The organism is Flavobacterium sp. Flavsp81 (genome assembly GCF_059491325.1).
Genome location: NZ_CP168505.1, coordinates 5,112,885 through 5,129,701, shown reverse-complemented (window position 1 = coordinate 5,129,701; position 16,817 = coordinate 5,112,885). Strand labels below are relative to the sequence as shown.

Genomic DNA, 16,817 nt, shown 5'->3' with positions numbered 1-16,817 from the left:
CTTTTTCCTTTAAAAAGCAAAAGATTGAAGGGAATAGCGGGATCAAGCTCCCTAAAAATCCAATAGCGAAATCTCAATAGCAAAATCCCAAATTCCAATTTCAAACGGTCAACTCTACTCAGCCTGACAAACTACCCATAATATAATAGTATAATTTTCTCCATACCTATATCTATAAAAAAATAAACCCGACAAGATCCTAAAAACTGTCGGGTTTAATATGTTATGTATTGGGTTTATTTCTTAATCCTAACTTCATTAATTGTTTGCACAAAAGTTTCAAGGGGCTGCGCTCCGGAAATAGCATATTTTCTATCAAAAACAAAAAAGGGAACGCCCTGTACTCCTATTTCGCGTGCTTCATCAGTATCAGCCTTTACTTCTTTTAAATATAAATTTTCGTTTTGAACAACTTCCTGAACATCTGCCGGATTTAAACCAACTTGCGATGCCAGCTCCATCAAGGTTGAATCATCATTTAAATCACGCCCATCTGTAAAATAAGCTTTAAAGAAAATTTCTTCCATTTGATCACCCAGGCTTTTTGATTTAGCCAATTGAATAATTCGATGGGCTGTTAAGGAATTTGAAATAATGGCTTTATCAAAGTGATAATCGAGGCCTACATTTTTCGCCCGTTCTACAACACCCTTGTGCATTTCTACGGATTGCTCTATAGAAATACCTTTTCGTTCAGCCAAAAACGTATAAACATCTTTACCCGACTGCGGAGTTATTGACGGGTCAAGCTGAAAACTTTTCCATTCAATTTCAAATTCTTCATTTGGAAATTCTTCTAAAGCCATTTCCAATTGTCTTTTACCGATATAACAAAACGGACACATGATATCCGACCAAATTTCTATTTTCATATTACAAAGTTAAAGAAAATTGTTTCAGGTTTCAAGTTCCATGTTTCCCTTCATTGTATTTGTTTACCGCAAAATTTCACACAAAATATAAAACTTAAACTTGAACCCTGAAACTTTTTAACTGAAACTGAGCTAAAATAAAAAACCGCAATTCTTTATAGGAATTGCGGTTTCTAGGTATAAAAAATGGTTGGTTAATAGCGATATTTTTTTTTACAATGATATGTCTTTAATTTGAAACTAAAAAAAATCCCTGTAACAAAAAGAGATTTTGATGTTAACTATTTAACATTACAGGCATTACCAGCATTGTAACAGTTTCACCTTCTTCCAAACCATCAACTGGTGTTAAAATTCCGGCTCTGTTAGGTAATGACATCTCTAACATGATCATATCTGATTGTAAGTTTGTCAACATTTCTGTTAAGAAACGAGAGTTGAAACCAATTTGTAAATCATCTCCCTGATAATCACAAGTCAATCTTTCTTCGGCTTTATTTGAATAATCGATATCTTCAGCAGAAACATTTAATTCAGCTCCTGCAATTTTTAAACGAATTTGATGTGTTGTTTTGTTGGAGAAAATTGCCACACGACGAACAGAACTTAAAAATAAAGAACGGTCGATCATTAATTTGTTTGGATTTTCTTTTGGAATTACCGCTTCATAGTTTGGATATTTTCCATCAATCAAACGACACATTAAAATATAGTTATCAAATGAAAAAGTCGCATTTGAATCGTTGTATTCAATTTTTACTTCAGCATCAGAACTCCCTAAAATACTTTTCAAAATATTCAAAGGCTTCTTTGGCATAATAAAATCAGCTACCTGAGACGCTTTCACATCCGTACGAGCGTATTTTACCAATTTATGAGCGTCTGTTGCTACAAATGTTAATCCTTCTGGTGAGAACTGAAAGAAAACCCCAGACATCACAGGACGTAAATCATCGTTTCCGGCTGCAAAAATAGTTTTGCTAACAGCAGTTGCTAAAACATCAGCAGGAACAAGGGTTACTGATGGATCTTCAAGATGTACTGATTTAGGGAATTCTTCTCCGGCAGCATATGCCAAAGCATATTTTCCTGAGTTAGAACTGATTTCAACTGTATTGTTATCTTCAACTGTAAAAGTCAAAGGCTGCTCAGGAAACGTTTTTAAAATTTCAAGTAAAAGTTTAGCAGGCACAGCCACACTTCCTTTACTTGTAGAATCGATTGATAATGTAGCCGACATTGTCGTTTCAAGATCTGAAGCAGAAACTGTCAACTCATTATTGTCTAGTTCAAATAAAAAGTTATCTAAAATAGGCAACGTATTGTTACTGTTAATTACACTACCTAAAACTTGTAATTGTTTTAATAAGTACGAACTCGATACTATAAATTTCATCTGTTTTGTTTTATTTTTTTATGTATTTATTGGTTTTTTGCCCACTGGGATACATTTTACAAATATATCGTAAACAATCTTAGTTTTACAATTTTTTTATTAACATCTATTTACTGTATTTCCTTTTTCGTATGTAGGTAAAAGCTAATCCAAAAACCAATAAAATTAGAATTGGCATTCCGATAGTTATGAATTGTGCCAGACTGTAATTTTCATAAACCTTTTCTTTATCCAATAATGGCAAATTCAAATCTTTACTTCTAATGTTAATAAGTCCGGTATCATCTAACAAATAATTAATGCAGTTCATTACAAAATCCTTGTTGTCATATAAGTTTCCGGAACGCTGATCATATCCTAATTCTACAGGCATCATGTTTTTATCCAATTGGTTTTTAGCTAAATCCCCATCAGCAATAACAATCATTTTTGTAGGTTTTCCTTTTGATAAAAATGAATCCTCCTTAAATGGTAAAACACGATTTTCAAAAACTGAATGAAAATTTCCCTCTAACAAAACAGAAAGTGGCAGGTTTCCTTTATTGATATAGTCCTGAGGTGTAGATTTCTCTGTTACAATATTTAAATTGATTTCAGTTGGGGTTCCAATTTTCTTAGAATACGGAGACGATTTTAATAGTACTGTTTTTTTGATTCCGTTTTTCAAAGTATCAATTGGACTGGCAAAATCAAATTTGACTCCGCCTAAATTTTTTACAATAGGATGTTTCGCTTCCGGTGTGACAAGCGGAGCATACTTCCAAATGAAATCCTGATATTGTGTAGCACTTCCCTGTTCTCCTGTTGCTAATTTTATTGGGCTGCCCTGCTCGTCTTTTACTAAATCAGGATTAATTCTGAATCCGTATTTAAAGAACATATCATTCAGGTTTAAATCTCTCGGATATGCCAAAGTAGCACCAGCCTGATTGTACAGACTATCCATATCGGCTGTAACCTGATCTATTAACCAAAGTGTTTTTCCGCCGTTCATGATAAATTGATCCAAAACCTGTTTTTCTTCATCAGAAAAAGTTTCAGTTGGTTTTGCAATAATGGCTAGATCATACTTTTTCAGTGCCTCTAAACTTCCTGTTGGGTTTTTAGAAACCGAATCTAATGTAAAAGGACCAATATAATAGCTTTCGCGAATTTGCATCAACATTTTGGCAATGTGAACTTCTTTCATCTCGCCATTTCCTTTTATAATAGCAACTTTCTTTTGTTTCTCTTTGGCAATTTTATTTATAGCATCGGCAATAGAATATTCTAAATGCTGTATTGATCCAACTACTTTCTGTGTGGTTGAAGCCCCCATTATGTTTTTCAGCAATGGGATATTAACTTCTTTATTGTTATAAACTGCAATTGCCCAGGGAAAAACCATTGCCTGAGACTGTTTCCCCTTATCATCAACGGTAATATTTATAGGAGTAAGCCCTTTTTGATAAAGTGACTTTACCATATCCATGCTTTCATCCTTATTTTCCAAAGGATTGACAAATTCGAAAACGATATTGCTGTTATACGCCTGAAATTCTTCTAATAATTGTCTGGTTTCCTGTTGCAAGCGTCTAAAGTCCGCAGGAAGATCACCCTGCATATAAATTTTAATCGATAACGGATTCTTAACTTGTTTTACGATCTGCAAGGAAGTTTCAGATAAAGTATATCGCTTATCTTTGGTCAAATCAAATCGTTGAAAAAACAAACTTCCCAGTACATTTAAAACAATTAAAACAAAAACTGTAATCCCTAAAGTCTTGATGTTTTGTTGAGTAGCTGCTTTCATTAGGCTTTAAAAGATTTTAATTGATAAACGGTAAAAGACAAAAACAATACAGTGATACTCAAAAAGTAAATCACATCTCGAGTGTCAATTACACCTCTGCTCATACTTTTAAAATGATCCTGCATTCCAAATACTGAAATAATACCGGAAGCATTGGGAATTAATGAAGCTAAACCTTCAAATCCGAAATAAAAGAAAAAACAGATAAAAACCGAAATAACAAAGGCAACAATTTGATTTTCCGAAAGTGTAGAAGTAAAAATACCAATGGCAGAATAAGCAGCAATCAGGAATAACAGACCAAAATAGGAACCGATAGTACTTCCCATATCAATATTTCCTTCCGGCAAACCCAAATTCGAAATCACTTTTACATAGATAAATGTAGGTACAATTGCTAAAATGATTAAAAATGCAGCACCTAAAAATTTTCCGTTTACAATTTCCCAAATCGATAATGGTTTGGTTAAAAGCAATTCTAAAGTTCCTTGTTTTTTTTCATCGGAGAAACTTCTCATCGTAACGGCCGGAATCAGGAAAATTAAAATCCACGGTGCTAATGTAAAAAACGGAGTCAGATCAGCATAACCTGTATTCAATATATTGTAATCTCCTTCAAAAACCCATAAAAAAAGACCACTGCTGATTAAGAAAATCGCAATGACCAAATATCCAATTGGAGAACCAAAAAAAGATTTTATTTCTCGTAAAATGATTGATTTCATGTAAAAAACGTTTATTCGTTTAATCGTTAATTGTTTATTTGTATTACTCTAAACTTATAAGTTTGTCGACACTCCAGGCTTCAGGTTTTTCATTGAAAAGCTTTTTTGTAAAATCCCAAACCGAATTAAAAAGTTCAGATTGTCGATAGTTTTCTAAGTCATTTTCAGTTTCCCAGTAACTGTAAGTAAAAAATACGCATTTGTTATTTTTGTCCTGATACAATTCTAAAAAACGGTTTCCTTCTGCATTTCGTATTTTGTCTTTCATGATTTCAAAATTCTCCAGGAAATCAGGAATTTTTTCTTCATGAAAACTCATTTTTACTATTCGAACAAACATATATTCCTTTAATTCAATTTGGGTGCAAATGTATTTTATTTTGATGAATTACTAACTCAAAAATTGAATAGTAATAACATCCCGATAATTTAATCCCAATAAACTGCTTGCCGAACCTACATTTGATGGATTGCTCCTAAAAATGGCAATTTCAAGGAAACCTGCTTCATTAAAAATAGCCAGTTTCTCGCCTTCATATGTTTTGATTGGATATTTATCAGATGTCGCAATTGCTGAATAGTTAGGTAAAATGGTTTTAATATTCTTCGGTTTCATTATAATTTCGTAAGAACGTCCTTTAGCAATTTCCGTAAACTGCCTTTTAGAAATATTGGTTACTACGTTTCCAAAATGGTCAATGTAAATTACATATCCTTTTATCGAGTTTCCGTCATTTGATACCACAGGCTGTAACTCCGTAATTTGTTTGATTTCCTGAATTTCTTTTCCAATGACATTCAACAATCCTCCTTTTGCGATATGACACGCCACTTGTATAAAAATATCCAAATCACTGAATTCACTGGGAAAACGATCGTGAATATTTATTTCGACAATTTTCTGCGGAACAATTTTCTGCGTAAGCATACTTAAAATACCATTATCTGCACATATAAAGTAATGATCATTCCATTGCATGGCAATATGCTGATTCTCTTTATTACGTTCAATATCAACACCAATTAAATGTACAGTCCCTTTTGGGAAACTTAAATAAGATGCTCCAACAATATAACTTGCTTCGGCAGTATTAAATGGATCTATATCATGTGAAATATCAATAATTTTAGCTTCTGAATATTCAGACAAGATTTTCCCTTTCAGCGAACCAACAAAGTGGTCTTTTAAGCCATAATCCGTAGTAAGGGTAATTATTGACATCATTTTGTTTATAACTATTGATAGTATTTAAATCTAATTTTCATTAAATTTGAGAAATGCAAAGCTAGTAATAGTAATTACAAAAAAGCAAGAAAGATAAAGACAAATTGCATTTTTAATAAAAAAGACCCGACAGCCAATTGATTTATAGAAAGATTTAATTTTAATTTAAAACTACCTCATTTGAACGAAAGAATAATCGAGCTCATAGACATCGCTCCAAAAGACTTTTGGGGCGCTCAAGACACTCATCTTGAAATAATCAAAAAGTATTACCCAAAGCTAAAAATAGTAGCACGAGGGACGACTTTGAAAGCATTTGGCGAAAAAGAAGTTTTAGATGAATTCGAAAAAAGATTTCAAAGGCTGATGCTCCATTTTACCCGATATAACAATATTGATGATAATGTAATTGAACGTGTAATCATGAGTGATGGCCAGGATGAAAGAAAATCATTAGATCATGACAAAATATTAGTTCATGGAGTTGGCGGCAAGATCATAAAAGCCATGACGCCCAACCAGCAATTATTGGTAGATACCATCAAAAAAAATGATATGGTATTTGCAGTTGGGCCAGCGGGAACCGGTAAAACCTATACAGGTGTTGCTATGGCTGTGAAAGCACTTAAAGAAAAAGAAGTAAAAAGGATCATATTAACACGTCCGGCAGTAGAAGCAGGAGAGAATCTTGGTTTCTTACCCGGCGATATGAAAGAAAAACTTGATCCGTACATGCAGCCTCTGTATGATGCTTTGCGTGACATGCTGCCAAATGAGAAACTGGAAGATTACATTTTGAAAGGAATTATTCAGATTGCGCCACTGGCATTTATGCGTGGGCGAACCCTTGATAACGCTTTTGTAATTCTGGATGAAGCTCAAAACACAACCCACTCACAAATGAAAATGTTTTTGACCCGTATGGGAAAAAATGCCAAATTCATGATTACGGGTGATCCCGGGCAGGTCGATTTACCACGCAGAACTATTTCCGGTCTTAAAGAAGCTATTTTAGTTCTGAAAGACGTTGACGGAATTGGAATTATTTATCTTGATGATAAAGACATCGTTCGTCACAGATTGGTTAAAAAAGTAATTGACGCTTATAAACAAATAGAAAATCACGATTAATTTCGTAAAATATTTTTTTAGTAAAATGTCAAATGTAAATCGTAAAATGTGTTTTGATATTTAATGATATTCGTTTTATACAGGTCTTTTATAGAAATGCATAAAACGAATATTTTTTTTGATTGAAATGCTTTCGCAACTCTTATTGCTATATTAATTAATGAAACAACTAAATGATTTCTACCTAAACCAAGAAGAACCTATAAAAGGTACACTCTTTGCATTAAGAGAAATTATTCTGAAAAAAGATGCAGACATCACCAACGTTCTTAAATACGGAATGCCATTTTTTTGTTACAAAGGGAAAATGTTCTGCTACTTATGGATTCACAAAAAACACAAAAAACCTTATATTGGAATTGTGGAAGGAAAACACTTTGAAGAAACATTTTTAATTCAGGAAAATCGTTCCAGAATGAAAATTATGTTGTTTAATCCTGATGAAGATTTACCTCTGGAACAAATTGAAAATATTATACAGAAAGCATTAAACTTATATAAGTCTGGCATTATAAAAATTAAAAACACATGAGATTATTTATTAAAGAAATAGTTAAATAAATAATAAACCTATCCATTTCCAAGCTTTAATAATTGCTCCTCCGTTCATAATACCGTAAATTTGCACCTCATAAATACCTGATCTTTAACATGACTAAGTTTAAAAATATAAAAGTGGTTGTAAGTGATTTAGACGGAACCTTACTCAACCCTCAACACAGAATATCAGATTACACCAAATCAGTTTTTCAGGAACTTCACAATCAAAATTATCTTATTGTTGTTGCTACAGGCCGTCATCATCTTGATGCGATGGCTATTATAGAGACACTTGAAGTTCCGGTTTATTTAGTGAGTTCTAATGGAGCCAGAATCCATTCACCGAAAAAAGAAGAATTGTTTTCTTTCAATTTAGATAGTGATATTGTCAAAGCGGCTTTAAATGTTGATATTGATCCGGAAATTACTGTGGTTTTATTTAAGGAAAATGTTTGGCAAACCAATAAATTAAGCGAAAAACTAAATGCTTTTCAATCCGAATTAAAATATCACCCTGAATTGGTAGATTATAAAACTCTTGAAGATTTTGGAGCCATTAAAATTTTCTTTTCATGTGATAATCATGAAAAATTAGTAAAATTAAAAGATGCTATTCTCGCGAATTCTTCAGAGCATTTGCATCATGCATTCAGTTTACCAACTTGCCTTGAATTTATGGATAAATCTATTGATAAGGCTGTAGCCATTGAAAGAGTACTTGAAAAAGAAGGTTTTACTTTAGCGGAAGCGGTTTCTTTTGGAGATGGCTTCAATGATGTTCAGATGTTATCGGTATCAGGAAAAGGACTAATTATGGGAAATGCACCAACTTTATTAAAAGAAACATTACCTGATTTAGAAATTATAAAAACCAATGCAGAAGATGGAGTAGCAAAATATATTTCGTCTAAAATTCTAAACAGAGAATTTGCTGTAAATTAAGTTTTGTATATTTATCTTTTGAATAATTTTTCACATAAAAAACCTCATCCTTGAAAGTAATTTTTCAAGGATTTTTTGTTTTAAATCAATTCCATAAAGATTTAGCTTACAAAAAAGTTAAACACAATTTTTTTAATACTTTTCAAAGTGTATTTTTGCTTTCTCAAATCGTACTAACCATGACAAAAAACTTTTTTATCCTTGCTCTTTTAATTTTTTCAATAACCGGAAGCAGTCAAAATCTGAAGTTAGAAGAAATAATGAAAGGCGAATCATATATTGGAAATCAACCAACAAACGGACGCTGGTCATTAGATGGAAAAAAAGTTTACTTTGAATGGAACCCAAAAGATGAATTGGGAGCAAGTACATACTTTTGGCAAAAAGGAATGACAAAACCAGAAGCTGCAACTCCGAAAGAAGCTGCCTTTTCTCATTTTGATTTTAAAATTAAATCTGGATCCGATATTGCTTATTATCTCGACAAAGGAAACCTGTATTCGTATTCTATTCATTCCAAATCAATCAAAAAGTTATTACAGCAATCTGCGCCTATTTCTAATTTGCAATTAGGAAATCAGACAGGAATAATATTCTTCGAACAAAATAATAACATTTTTAAATACAATACCAAAGAAGGAACCGTTTTACAAATTACTAATTTCAACAAAGGGAACAAAAAAGACCCCAAACCTGAAAAAGATTCTTATTTAAAGACTCAACAAAAAGAATTATTTCAGTTTATAAGAGATCAGGAAGCAAAAAAAGAATGGAATCTGGCTAAAAGTAAAGCTGTAAAAGATGATTTTTCAAAAGAATATTACTATGGAAAAGATGATTTTTATAGTTTAAAAGTAAATCCAAATGGAAATTTCGCCACTTTTATTTTAGTTGAGCCACTAGATACTAAGCAGGAAAAAATGGAAGTTTTTATAACTGCCGACGGTTATAACCAAACGCAGGAAACAAAGGAAAAAGTTTCTGTAAAGAATTTTGTTAAAACCCGTTTTGCTATATATTCTGTTGCAAAAGATTCCGTTTACTTTGTAAATTTTTCGGCTTTAAGCCACATTCAGGATACTCCAAAGTATTATGAATTATATGATAATTTGAAAAACAAAGCCAAAGAAGATAAACTAATTGTAGCGCAGGCTCCGATTTATAATGAAGATGGCTCTTTTGCCATTGTTGAAATCAGAAGTCAGGACAATAAAGACAGATGGTTAGTGAATTTAAATCTTGAAAAAGGGGATTTTGAAGAAATTGAGCATCAGCATGATGAAGCATGGATTGGCGGCCCCGGTATTCCGTCTTATTCTTTTTCTTCCGGAACTTTAGGTTTTTTAGCAGATAATCAAACTATATATTTTCAATCTGAAGCGACCGGATACTCTCATTTATATACTTATAATTTAAAATCCAAAAAGAAAACGCAATTAACAAAAGGTAATTGGGAAGTTCGTGATGTAACTTTATCAAAAGATAAAAAAGTATTTTACTTAACAACCAATACAACACATCCGGGAAACAGAAACTTTTATAAATTAAATACTGCCGATGGTGTTTTACAAACCATTTTAACCAAGGACGGAGCAAACGAAGTAATTTTATCTCCAGATGAAAAAACACTTTTGGTACGTTATTCCTATAAAAATATCCCTTGGGATTTTTATATTGCCGAAAACAAAAAGAATACAACATTGCAGCAAATTTCATCTTCGCCTTCCGAGAGTTTTAAAAAATACCAATGGAGGGAACCTCAGATCATTACGTTCAAAGCACAAGACGGAACTCCGATAAATGCGAGATTGTATACTCCTAAAACAGATAATAAAAATAAAGCTGCTGTAATTTTTGTTCACGGCGCTGGATATTTACAAAATGCACATAATTATTGGAGTAATTACTACAGGGAATATATGTTTCATAATTTGTTAACCGACTTAGGTTATACCGTTTTGGATATTGATTACAGAGGAAGTGATGGCTACGGACGTGATTTCAGAACCGGAATTTATCGTTTTATGGGAGGAAAAGATTTATCGGATCATATTGATGGTAAAAAATATCTGGTGGATAATTTAGGTACTGATGCAAATAGAGTTGGAATTTATGGAGGTTCGTATGGAGGTTTTATCACTTTAATGGGAATGTTAACGACTCCCGGTGAGTTTGCTTCGGGAGCTGCATTGCGTTCTGTTACGGATTGGGCACATTATAATCACGGATACACAGGAAATATTTTGAATTTCCCTGAAACTGACCCCGATTCTTATAAAAAAAGCTCTCCTATTTATTATGCCGATAATTTAAAAGGAAATTTAGTGATGCTTCACGGAATGGTCGATGATAATGTAGAATATAAGGATATTGTTCGTTTATCACAGCGTTTTATCGAGTTGAAAAAAAAGAACTGGAACCTTGCTTCTTTTCCTGTTGAGGCACACGGATTCAAAGAAACATATTCCTGGATTGATGAATATAGCAGAATCTTAAATTTATTTAATTCAACACTCTTGAAATAAGTTTTCGGTTTGCAGACTGTGACTGAGACTGAAAACTGTGACTAAAAAAAAGAATATAAATTAGATTCTTTTTTTCTTTTAATTAGTTTTAAATTTGCATTCGTAAAACACAACACAACTAAGAATAATGAGCAATACAATCACAACTACAAATTTTAATTTCCCGAATCAAAAATCTGTTTACCGCGGAAAAGTCAGAGAAGTTTATAATATTAATGACGAACTTTTAGTAATGGTTGCTACCGACCGACTTTCTGCTTTTGATGTGGTTTTACCAAAAGGAATTCCGTACAAAGGACAAATTTTGAATCAGATTGCAACAAAATTCATGGAATTAACTGAAGACATTGTACCAAACTGGTTGATTGCCACTCCAGACCCAAATGTTGCTGTTGGACATTTATGTGATCCTTTTAAAGTAGAAATGGTAATTCGTGGCTATCTTTCAGGCCATGCTGCCCGTGAATATGTTGCAGGAAAAAGACAAATTTGTGGGGTAACAATGGCAGAAGGTTTAAAAGAGAATGATAAATTCCCGGAACCTATTATAACGCCCACTACAAAAGCTGATAATGGTTCTCATGACGAAGATATTTCCCGTGAAGACATACTGGCTAAAGGAATTGTTACAGAAGAAGATTATATCGTTTTAGAAAAATACACTCGTGATTTATTTCAAAGAGGAACTGAAATTGCTGCAGACCGTGGTTTAATTTTAGTGGATACTAAATATGAATTCGGAAAAACAAAAGATGGAGTTATTGTCTTGATTGATGAAATTCATACCCCTGATTCTTCACGTTATTTTTATGCTGACGGATATCAGGAAAGACAGGATAAGGGTGAAGAACAAAAACAATTGTCGAAAGAATTTGTACGCCGCTGGTTAATCGAAAATGGTTTTCAGGGTCAGGAAGGGCAACAAATTCCTGAAATGACTGATGCATATATCGAATCCGTTTCTGAAAGATACATTGAGTTATATGAAAATATCTTGGGTGAAAAATTCGTTAAGGCTGATATTGATAATATTGACCAACGTATTGAAAAAAACGTATTAGATTATCTTATTTCTAAAGAGTAATTTTCGGGTTTAAACTAACTATTTAAACCATGAACATTATTACAAATAAAAAAAATGCCTTGCTATCTATATTTATGATAGCCGGGCATTTTCTTTTTGCACAGATTGACAAAAATGCGACAAAAGAAACCAGGAATTTATATCAAAATTTAAAAACCATTTCAAAAGAACATATTCTTTTCGGACATCAGCATGCACTCGAATACGGACACGGATGGTCAAATGAAACTAATCGATCAGATGTGAAATCAGTTACCGGTTCGCATCCTGCCGTAGTTGGAATTGATTTCAGCGGTTTTTCCGGACAATCAAACAATGCAATTGAAAAAACAAAAGAAGCCCTCAAAAAGAACATTATTGAAACCTATGAACGAGGTGGAATTACAACTGTTTCGTGGCATTTTTTGAACCCCGCTTCCGATGGTGGTTTTTATTGGAAAGATTCTGTTTCGGTAGCAGCCATGTCATTAATTAAACCCGGAGGTTCCCGTCATGAACAATATAAAGGAATTTTAAAAGCCATTGCTGATTTTGCACATTCTGTAAAAGCAAAAGATGGTTCTCTGGCACCAATGATTTTCAGGCCTTATCATGAGTTTGACGGAGATTGGTTCTGGTGGGGAAAAAAATATACTTCACGAGAAGATTTTATTGCAGTCTGGCAATTTACTGTTTCTTACTTGAGAGATACTTTAGGTGTTCATAATTTTATTTATGCTTTTTCTCCGGACAATAGATTTAATTCTGAGACAGAATATTTAGAACGTTATCCCGGAGATGATTATGTGGATATGTTTGGTATGGATGATTATGGTGATTTTGGCAGGGATGGCAAATATGATTTGGAAGCAGCCATCAGGAAACTTAAAATAATTTCAGATGTGGGTATCAAAAAGAATAAATTAGCAGCCTTAACTGAAACAGGTTTAGAATCAATTCCGAATGCAACCTGGTGGACAGAAACATTACTTAAAACTTTACGAACTGAGAAGTTAGAACTGGCTTATGTTTTGGTTTGGCGTAATGATGCCACAAGTCCAACACATTTTTATGCTCCGTTTCCCGGGCAAACCAGTGTTCCTGATTTTATTAAATTTTATGAGGATTCTTATACCTTGTTTGAGAATGATTTAAAAAATGTTTATAATAAAAAAATTAAATTGAAGTAGTTTTTTTTAGCCACAGATTATTCAAATTAGCAGATTTGTAAATCATTTAATTTGAATAATCTGTGGCTAAAACTTTATCATTCTTCCATTTTAACTTTTAAGTTGTCAAGTCCTTTTTGTAAATCATTACCAATCATCTGGTCCATTTTCATCATGGGCAGCATCAAATTCATCGGGTAAGGCATAACACCTCTTATTCCCCACTTTACTTTGGTTTTATTTCCGGAAACAGTTTCTGTAGACATGAAACCTACTGCGTTATCTTCCATTGGCTTTTTGAAACGTAAATCAAAATCAATACGTTTCCCTTCCGTAATTTTTGTTATCTCCTGTTCACCGACACCAACATCCTTTACATCACTTTCCCATGCAGAAATTGAGCCAACTTGTCCGTCAGTTCCTTTGTAGGTTGATTTCATTTTAGGATCAATATTAGCCCAAACACTAAATTCGTTTTGATTCTTTAAATATCTCACATAATTAAAAACCGAATCAACGGGTTTATTTATGGTAATTTCTTTGGTTACTGCATATTCTTTTGGCATGAAGTAAGCAGCAATTAATACAACTGCTAAAATTAAAATTAAAACGACAAGAATTTTTTTGATGACTCCCATATTTTTGTGGTTTAAAGGTTAATTAATTTAAACTTGTGTAAATTATATAATCATTTGTTTTTTTTTAGTTTTAAAAATACTATCGTTAAATTTTAACATTCATATTAAAGTAAAGTTAAAAAAGTCAAGATTTGATTTTGAAAAAATATAACAATTTTCGCTTATTTTATATAATATTTTGATATTCTGTAACATTTCAGGTATTTCATCGTCTATATTAGCAAGGGAATAAGATATTAAAATTAATATAAAAGTTTTAAAATTAAGCAAACGTTAATAAACAGTTAAACATAGTACCTTGTAATACAAGATATTATTTTTTAGATTACTTTTACATCAGTTTTAAAAATCATCAATAATTAATCAATCAATTAACAAACAATCATTATGAAAAAATCAATCATTATTTTAGGAGTAGCCTTAGTGGCTTTTACAAATGTGTCAATGGCATCTAATCACTTGCCAGTTAATATCGAAAAAAACAGTTTAATTAAAACCTATGATGCAACACCATTAAATGTTGCCATATCTAAAGGAGACGTGCAAATAGTCATGAAATTTATTGAATATGGAGCTGATGTAAATGAACAATCAGATGATATGTCTCCATTAATGGTTGCTGCACGTTATAATAAAGTGGAAATAATTAAAATTTTATTAGCTAATGGAGCTCGTCCGAACACTAAAAATGAAAAAGGATTTACGGCTTTAAAATATGCACAGTTATCAAATGCAACAGAAGCTATCGCAATTTTGAAAGATTTAAAATAATTAGCTTCACAAAATATTTTTGAATTAGTAAGCAAAAATACAAAGACCTTCTAGGGATAGAAGGTCTTTTTGATTTTAGCCCTGATAGAAGCGTCATCCTTTTTTGCTTTTTTAAGCAAAAAAGATATAGCGGATAGCAGGAAATAGCTCCTAAACATTTAACTAATTTAAAAGTTCGCTTTATTTATTTCATTGTCCTGAATTTTAGAAAACAACAACAATCCTGTTATGGCTCCTATAGTTGCAAATAACATATCTGACTGTGTATCCCAAACATACCCCTGAGTCCCTAAAAAAGCATCGCCTCCATCTCCTGTCGCAATTGAAACTCCCCATTCAATCCACTCATAGGCAGCACTAATCGCCAAACAAATACTGACAATAATAAAGTTGAAAAAACTTTTGTTGCTGACTACATTTTTGCGAATGAATAATTCCCTGATAATCATTGCGGGAATTAAACCTTGCGCAAAATGCCCCACTTTATCATAATTATTCCGACTTTGATGAAATATCTCTTTTATATAATCAAAAAATGGGACTTCAGCATACGTATAATGGCCTCCTATAAAGAGAATTATACAATGTACCAATATCAAAGTATAAGTGAAATTTGTAAATCGGAATTTTTTGAAGGTAAAAGCCAGAATCAATACACCAATTATGGCAGGAATAATTTCAAGGAAACAAGTAAAAACTTCTTTGGGATTTATAACAGATACTGTTAAACTGATAAAAAAGAGGGTTAGCAAAAAATAAATATATTTCATCAAACAGATTTTAAGTTTATAAAATTTGTTTGCAATATATCAAACTAAAAACTATAAAACAGTAAAAAATACTGCTTTTATAAGTCAATTTGGTTACTTATAAAATAACCAAATTGACTTTTTAATTATTTTTTTACTTGAAATAAGAGAAAGTCTCGTTGTTTTCAATTTTCAGTAATGATTCATAGATCAATTGAATTACATTTTCAACATCTTCCCTGTGTACCATTTCGACAGTTGTATGCATATATCGCAAAGGCAGTGAAATTAATGCCGAAGCGACTCCACCATTGCTGTAAGCAAAAGCATCAGTATCAGTTCCTGTAGCTCTTGATGTGGCATGACGCTGAAAAGGTATTTTATTTTCCTGGGCAGTATTAACAATCAATTCACGCAGGTTATTCTGTACAGCAGGAGCATAAGCGATTACCGGTCCTTTACCCATTTTAAGATCTCCTTCTACTTTTTTATCAATCATAGGAGTTGTTGTATCATGGCAAACATCTGTTACGATAGCTACATTTGGTTTAATTCTTTGTGAAATCATTTCGGCACCACGAAGGCCAATTTCTTCCTGAACCGAATTTACAATATATAATCCAAAAGGTAATTTCTTTTTATTTTCATGTAATAGACGCGCTACTTCGGCAATCATAAAACCACCCATTCTATTATCAATTGCACGGCAAACAAATTTGTTTTCGTTTAATACCATAAATTCATCAGGATAAGTAATCACACAGCCAACATGAACTCCCATGGCTTCAACTTCATCTTTGGTTTCACAGCCCAGATCTATAAAAATATTACTGATTTTTGGAGCTTCTTCCTTATCACGCAAACGTGTATGAATCGCCGGCCATCCAAAAACACCTTTTACAATTCCTTTTTTAGTATGAATATTGACTCTTTTTGATGGTGCGATCTGATGGTCTGAACCTCCGTTTCGAATAACATATAATAAACCGTCATCTGTAATATAATTTACATACCATGAAATTTCATCTGCATGTCCTTCAATTACTACTTTAAACTCAGCCTCAGGATTGATAACTCCAACGGCAGTACCATAAGTGTCGGTGATAAAAGTATCTACATAAGGTTTCAAATAATTCATCCAGAGCTTCTGCCCTTCGCTTTCATAACCTGTTGGAGAAGCATTATTAAGATAGCTTTCTAAAAAAGCAATTGAGGTATCATTTAATATTGATTTTATACTCATAAAATATTTTTTTGCTAATTTATAACTTTGGTATTA

The 16,817-nt window shown here is 32.5% G+C and carries 16 protein-coding genes; 7 read left to right on the top strand and 9 right to left on the bottom strand.

Features of this window, described 5'->3' with window-relative positions:
• Positions 1–236 precede the first annotated feature (236 nt).
• The 6 genes from ACEN92_RS21265 to ACEN92_RS21240 all read right to left on the bottom strand — a co-directional run bounded on the left by ACEN92_RS21265 (position 237) and on the right by ACEN92_RS21240 (position 6,007).
• Positions 237–872, bottom strand: a complete 636-nt coding sequence (locus tag ACEN92_RS21265; protein WP_495640323.1) for a DsbA family oxidoreductase — start codon at positions 870–872, stop codon at positions 237–239.
• 277 nt (positions 873–1,149) lie between these two features.
• Positions 1,150–2,268, bottom strand: a complete 1,119-nt coding sequence (gene dnaN / locus ACEN92_RS21260; RefSeq protein WP_495640322.1) for a DNA polymerase III subunit beta — start codon at positions 2,266–2,268, stop codon at positions 1,150–1,152.
• Positions 2,269–2,374: 106 nt separating this feature from the next.
• Entirely contained in the window at positions 2,375–4,060 is a 1,686-nt protein-coding gene (gldG, locus tag ACEN92_RS21255; protein ID WP_495640321.1) for a gliding motility-associated ABC transporter substrate-binding protein GldG, read from the bottom strand.
• The gene (gldF, locus tag ACEN92_RS21250; RefSeq protein WP_495640320.1) at positions 4,060–4,785 is read right to left on the bottom strand and encodes a gliding motility-associated ABC transporter permease subunit GldF; all 726 of its coding nucleotides are present in this window, start codon (positions 4,783–4,785) and stop codon (positions 4,060–4,062) included. Before gldF ends, gldG begins: the two co-directional genes overlap by 1 nt.
• Before the next feature lie 43 nt (positions 4,786–4,828).
• Positions 4,829–5,125 (bottom strand): putative quinol monooxygenase, encoded by a 297-nt coding sequence (locus ACEN92_RS21245; protein WP_495640319.1) that lies wholly within the window; start codon positions 5,123–5,125, stop codon positions 4,829–4,831.
• 51 nt (positions 5,126–5,176) lie between these two features.
• Complete coding sequence (locus ACEN92_RS21240) at positions 5,177–6,007, bottom strand: SAM hydrolase/SAM-dependent halogenase family protein (protein ID WP_495642368.1); 831 nt, start codon at positions 6,005–6,007, stop codon at positions 5,177–5,179.
• Positions 6,008–6,190: 183 nt separating this feature from the next.
• Between ACEN92_RS21240 and ACEN92_RS21235 the strand changes: the two genes are divergently transcribed.
• From ACEN92_RS21235 to ACEN92_RS21210, 6 genes are all read left to right on the top strand, one after another.
• Entirely contained in the window at positions 6,191–7,141 is a 951-nt protein-coding gene (locus ACEN92_RS21235) for a PhoH family protein (protein WP_078229967.1), read from the top strand.
• Positions 7,142–7,301: 160 nt separating this feature from the next.
• Positions 7,302–7,673: a DUF1801 domain-containing protein gene (locus tag ACEN92_RS21230; RefSeq protein WP_495640318.1), complete on the top strand. Its 372-nt coding sequence runs from the start codon at positions 7,302–7,304 to the stop codon at positions 7,671–7,673.
• Between the two features lie 119 nt (positions 7,674–7,792).
• Entirely contained in the window at positions 7,793–8,623 is an 831-nt protein-coding gene (locus tag ACEN92_RS21225) for a Cof-type HAD-IIB family hydrolase (RefSeq protein WP_495640317.1), read from the top strand.
• 179 nt (positions 8,624–8,802) lie between these two features.
• Positions 8,803–11,148: an alpha/beta hydrolase family protein gene (locus ACEN92_RS21220; protein WP_495640316.1), complete on the top strand. Its 2,346-nt coding sequence runs from the start codon at positions 8,803–8,805 to the stop codon at positions 11,146–11,148.
• 127 nt (positions 11,149–11,275) lie between these two features.
• Positions 11,276–12,232, top strand: coding sequence for a phosphoribosylaminoimidazolesuccinocarboxamide synthase (locus tag ACEN92_RS21215; RefSeq protein WP_495640315.1), 957 nt, complete (start codon positions 11,276–11,278; stop codon positions 12,230–12,232).
• A gap of 29 nt (positions 12,233–12,261) precedes the next feature.
• Complete coding sequence (locus ACEN92_RS21210; protein ID WP_495640314.1) at positions 12,262–13,401, top strand: glycoside hydrolase family 26 protein; 1,140 nt, start codon at positions 12,262–12,264, stop codon at positions 13,399–13,401.
• A gap of 77 nt (positions 13,402–13,478) precedes the next feature.
• Here ACEN92_RS21210 and ACEN92_RS21205 read toward each other — a convergent pair whose 3' ends face one another.
• Positions 13,479–14,018, bottom strand: a complete 540-nt coding sequence (locus ACEN92_RS21205; protein WP_495640313.1) for an SRPBCC family protein — start codon at positions 14,016–14,018, stop codon at positions 13,479–13,481.
• Between the two features lie 387 nt (positions 14,019–14,405).
• Here ACEN92_RS21205 and ACEN92_RS21200 point away from each other — a divergent pair, with 387 nt between their 5' ends.
• The gene (locus ACEN92_RS21200; protein ID WP_495640312.1) at positions 14,406–14,789 is read left to right on the top strand and encodes an ankyrin repeat domain-containing protein; all 384 of its coding nucleotides are present in this window, start codon (positions 14,406–14,408) and stop codon (positions 14,787–14,789) included.
• A 167-nt stretch (positions 14,790–14,956) separates the two neighbouring features.
• Here the strand turns inward: ACEN92_RS21200 and ACEN92_RS21195 are convergent, their stop codons facing one another.
• Together ACEN92_RS21195 and ACEN92_RS21190 are read right to left on the bottom strand one after the other, a co-directional pair.
• Positions 14,957–15,559: a DUF2238 domain-containing protein gene (locus tag ACEN92_RS21195; protein WP_495640311.1), complete on the bottom strand. Its 603-nt coding sequence runs from the start codon at positions 15,557–15,559 to the stop codon at positions 14,957–14,959.
• A 133-nt stretch (positions 15,560–15,692) separates the two neighbouring features.
• A complete protein-coding gene (locus ACEN92_RS21190) occupies positions 15,693–16,781 on the bottom strand; it encodes a M42 family metallopeptidase (protein WP_495640310.1) in 1,089 nt (362 codons plus the stop codon).
• Between the last annotated feature and the right edge of the window lie 36 nt (positions 16,782–16,817).

Bases quoted from the DNA above. Each gene is read 5' to 3' on its own strand.
- ACEN92_RS21245 (WP_495640319.1), bottom strand. From the start codon at position 5,125: ATGTTTGTTCGAATAGTAAAAATGAGTTTTCATGAAGAAAAAATTCCT.
- gldF (WP_495640320.1), bottom strand. From the start codon at position 4,785: ATGAAATCAATCATTTTACGAGAAATAAAATCTTTTTTTGGTTCTCCA.
- ACEN92_RS21200 (WP_495640312.1), top strand. From the start codon at position 14,406: ATGAAAAAATCAATCATTATTTTAGGAGTAGCCTTAGTGGCTTTTACA.
- ACEN92_RS21265 (WP_495640323.1), bottom strand. From the start codon at position 872: ATGAAAATAGAAATTTGGTCGGATATCATGTGTCCGTTTTGTTATATC.
- ACEN92_RS21230 (WP_495640318.1), top strand. From the start codon at position 7,302: ATGAAACAACTAAATGATTTCTACCTAAACCAAGAAGAACCTATAAAA.
- ACEN92_RS21215 (WP_495640315.1), top strand. From the start codon at position 11,276: ATGAGCAATACAATCACAACTACAAATTTTAATTTCCCGAATCAAAAA.
- ACEN92_RS21205 (WP_495640313.1), bottom strand. From the start codon at position 14,018: ATGGGAGTCATCAAAAAAATTCTTGTCGTTTTAATTTTAATTTTAGCA.
- ACEN92_RS21225 (WP_495640317.1), top strand. From the start codon at position 7,793: ATGACTAAGTTTAAAAATATAAAAGTGGTTGTAAGTGATTTAGACGGA.
- ACEN92_RS21190 (WP_495640310.1), bottom strand. From the start codon at position 16,781: ATGAGTATAAAATCAATATTAAATGATACCTCAATTGCTTTTTTAGAA.
- ACEN92_RS21220 (WP_495640316.1), top strand. From the start codon at position 8,803: ATGACAAAAAACTTTTTTATCCTTGCTCTTTTAATTTTTTCAATAACC.
- ACEN92_RS21195 (WP_495640311.1), bottom strand. From the start codon at position 15,559: ATGAAATATATTTATTTTTTGCTAACCCTCTTTTTTATCAGTTTAACA.
- ACEN92_RS21240 (WP_495642368.1), bottom strand. From the start codon at position 6,007: ATGTCAATAATTACCCTTACTACGGATTATGGCTTAAAAGACCACTTT.
- dnaN (WP_495640322.1), bottom strand. From the start codon at position 2,268: ATGAAATTTATAGTATCGAGTTCGTACTTATTAAAACAATTACAAGTT.
- gldG (WP_495640321.1), bottom strand. From the start codon at position 4,060: ATGAAAGCAGCTACTCAACAAAACATCAAGACTTTAGGGATTACAGTT.
- ACEN92_RS21210 (WP_495640314.1), top strand. From the start codon at position 12,262: ATGAACATTATTACAAATAAAAAAAATGCCTTGCTATCTATATTTATG.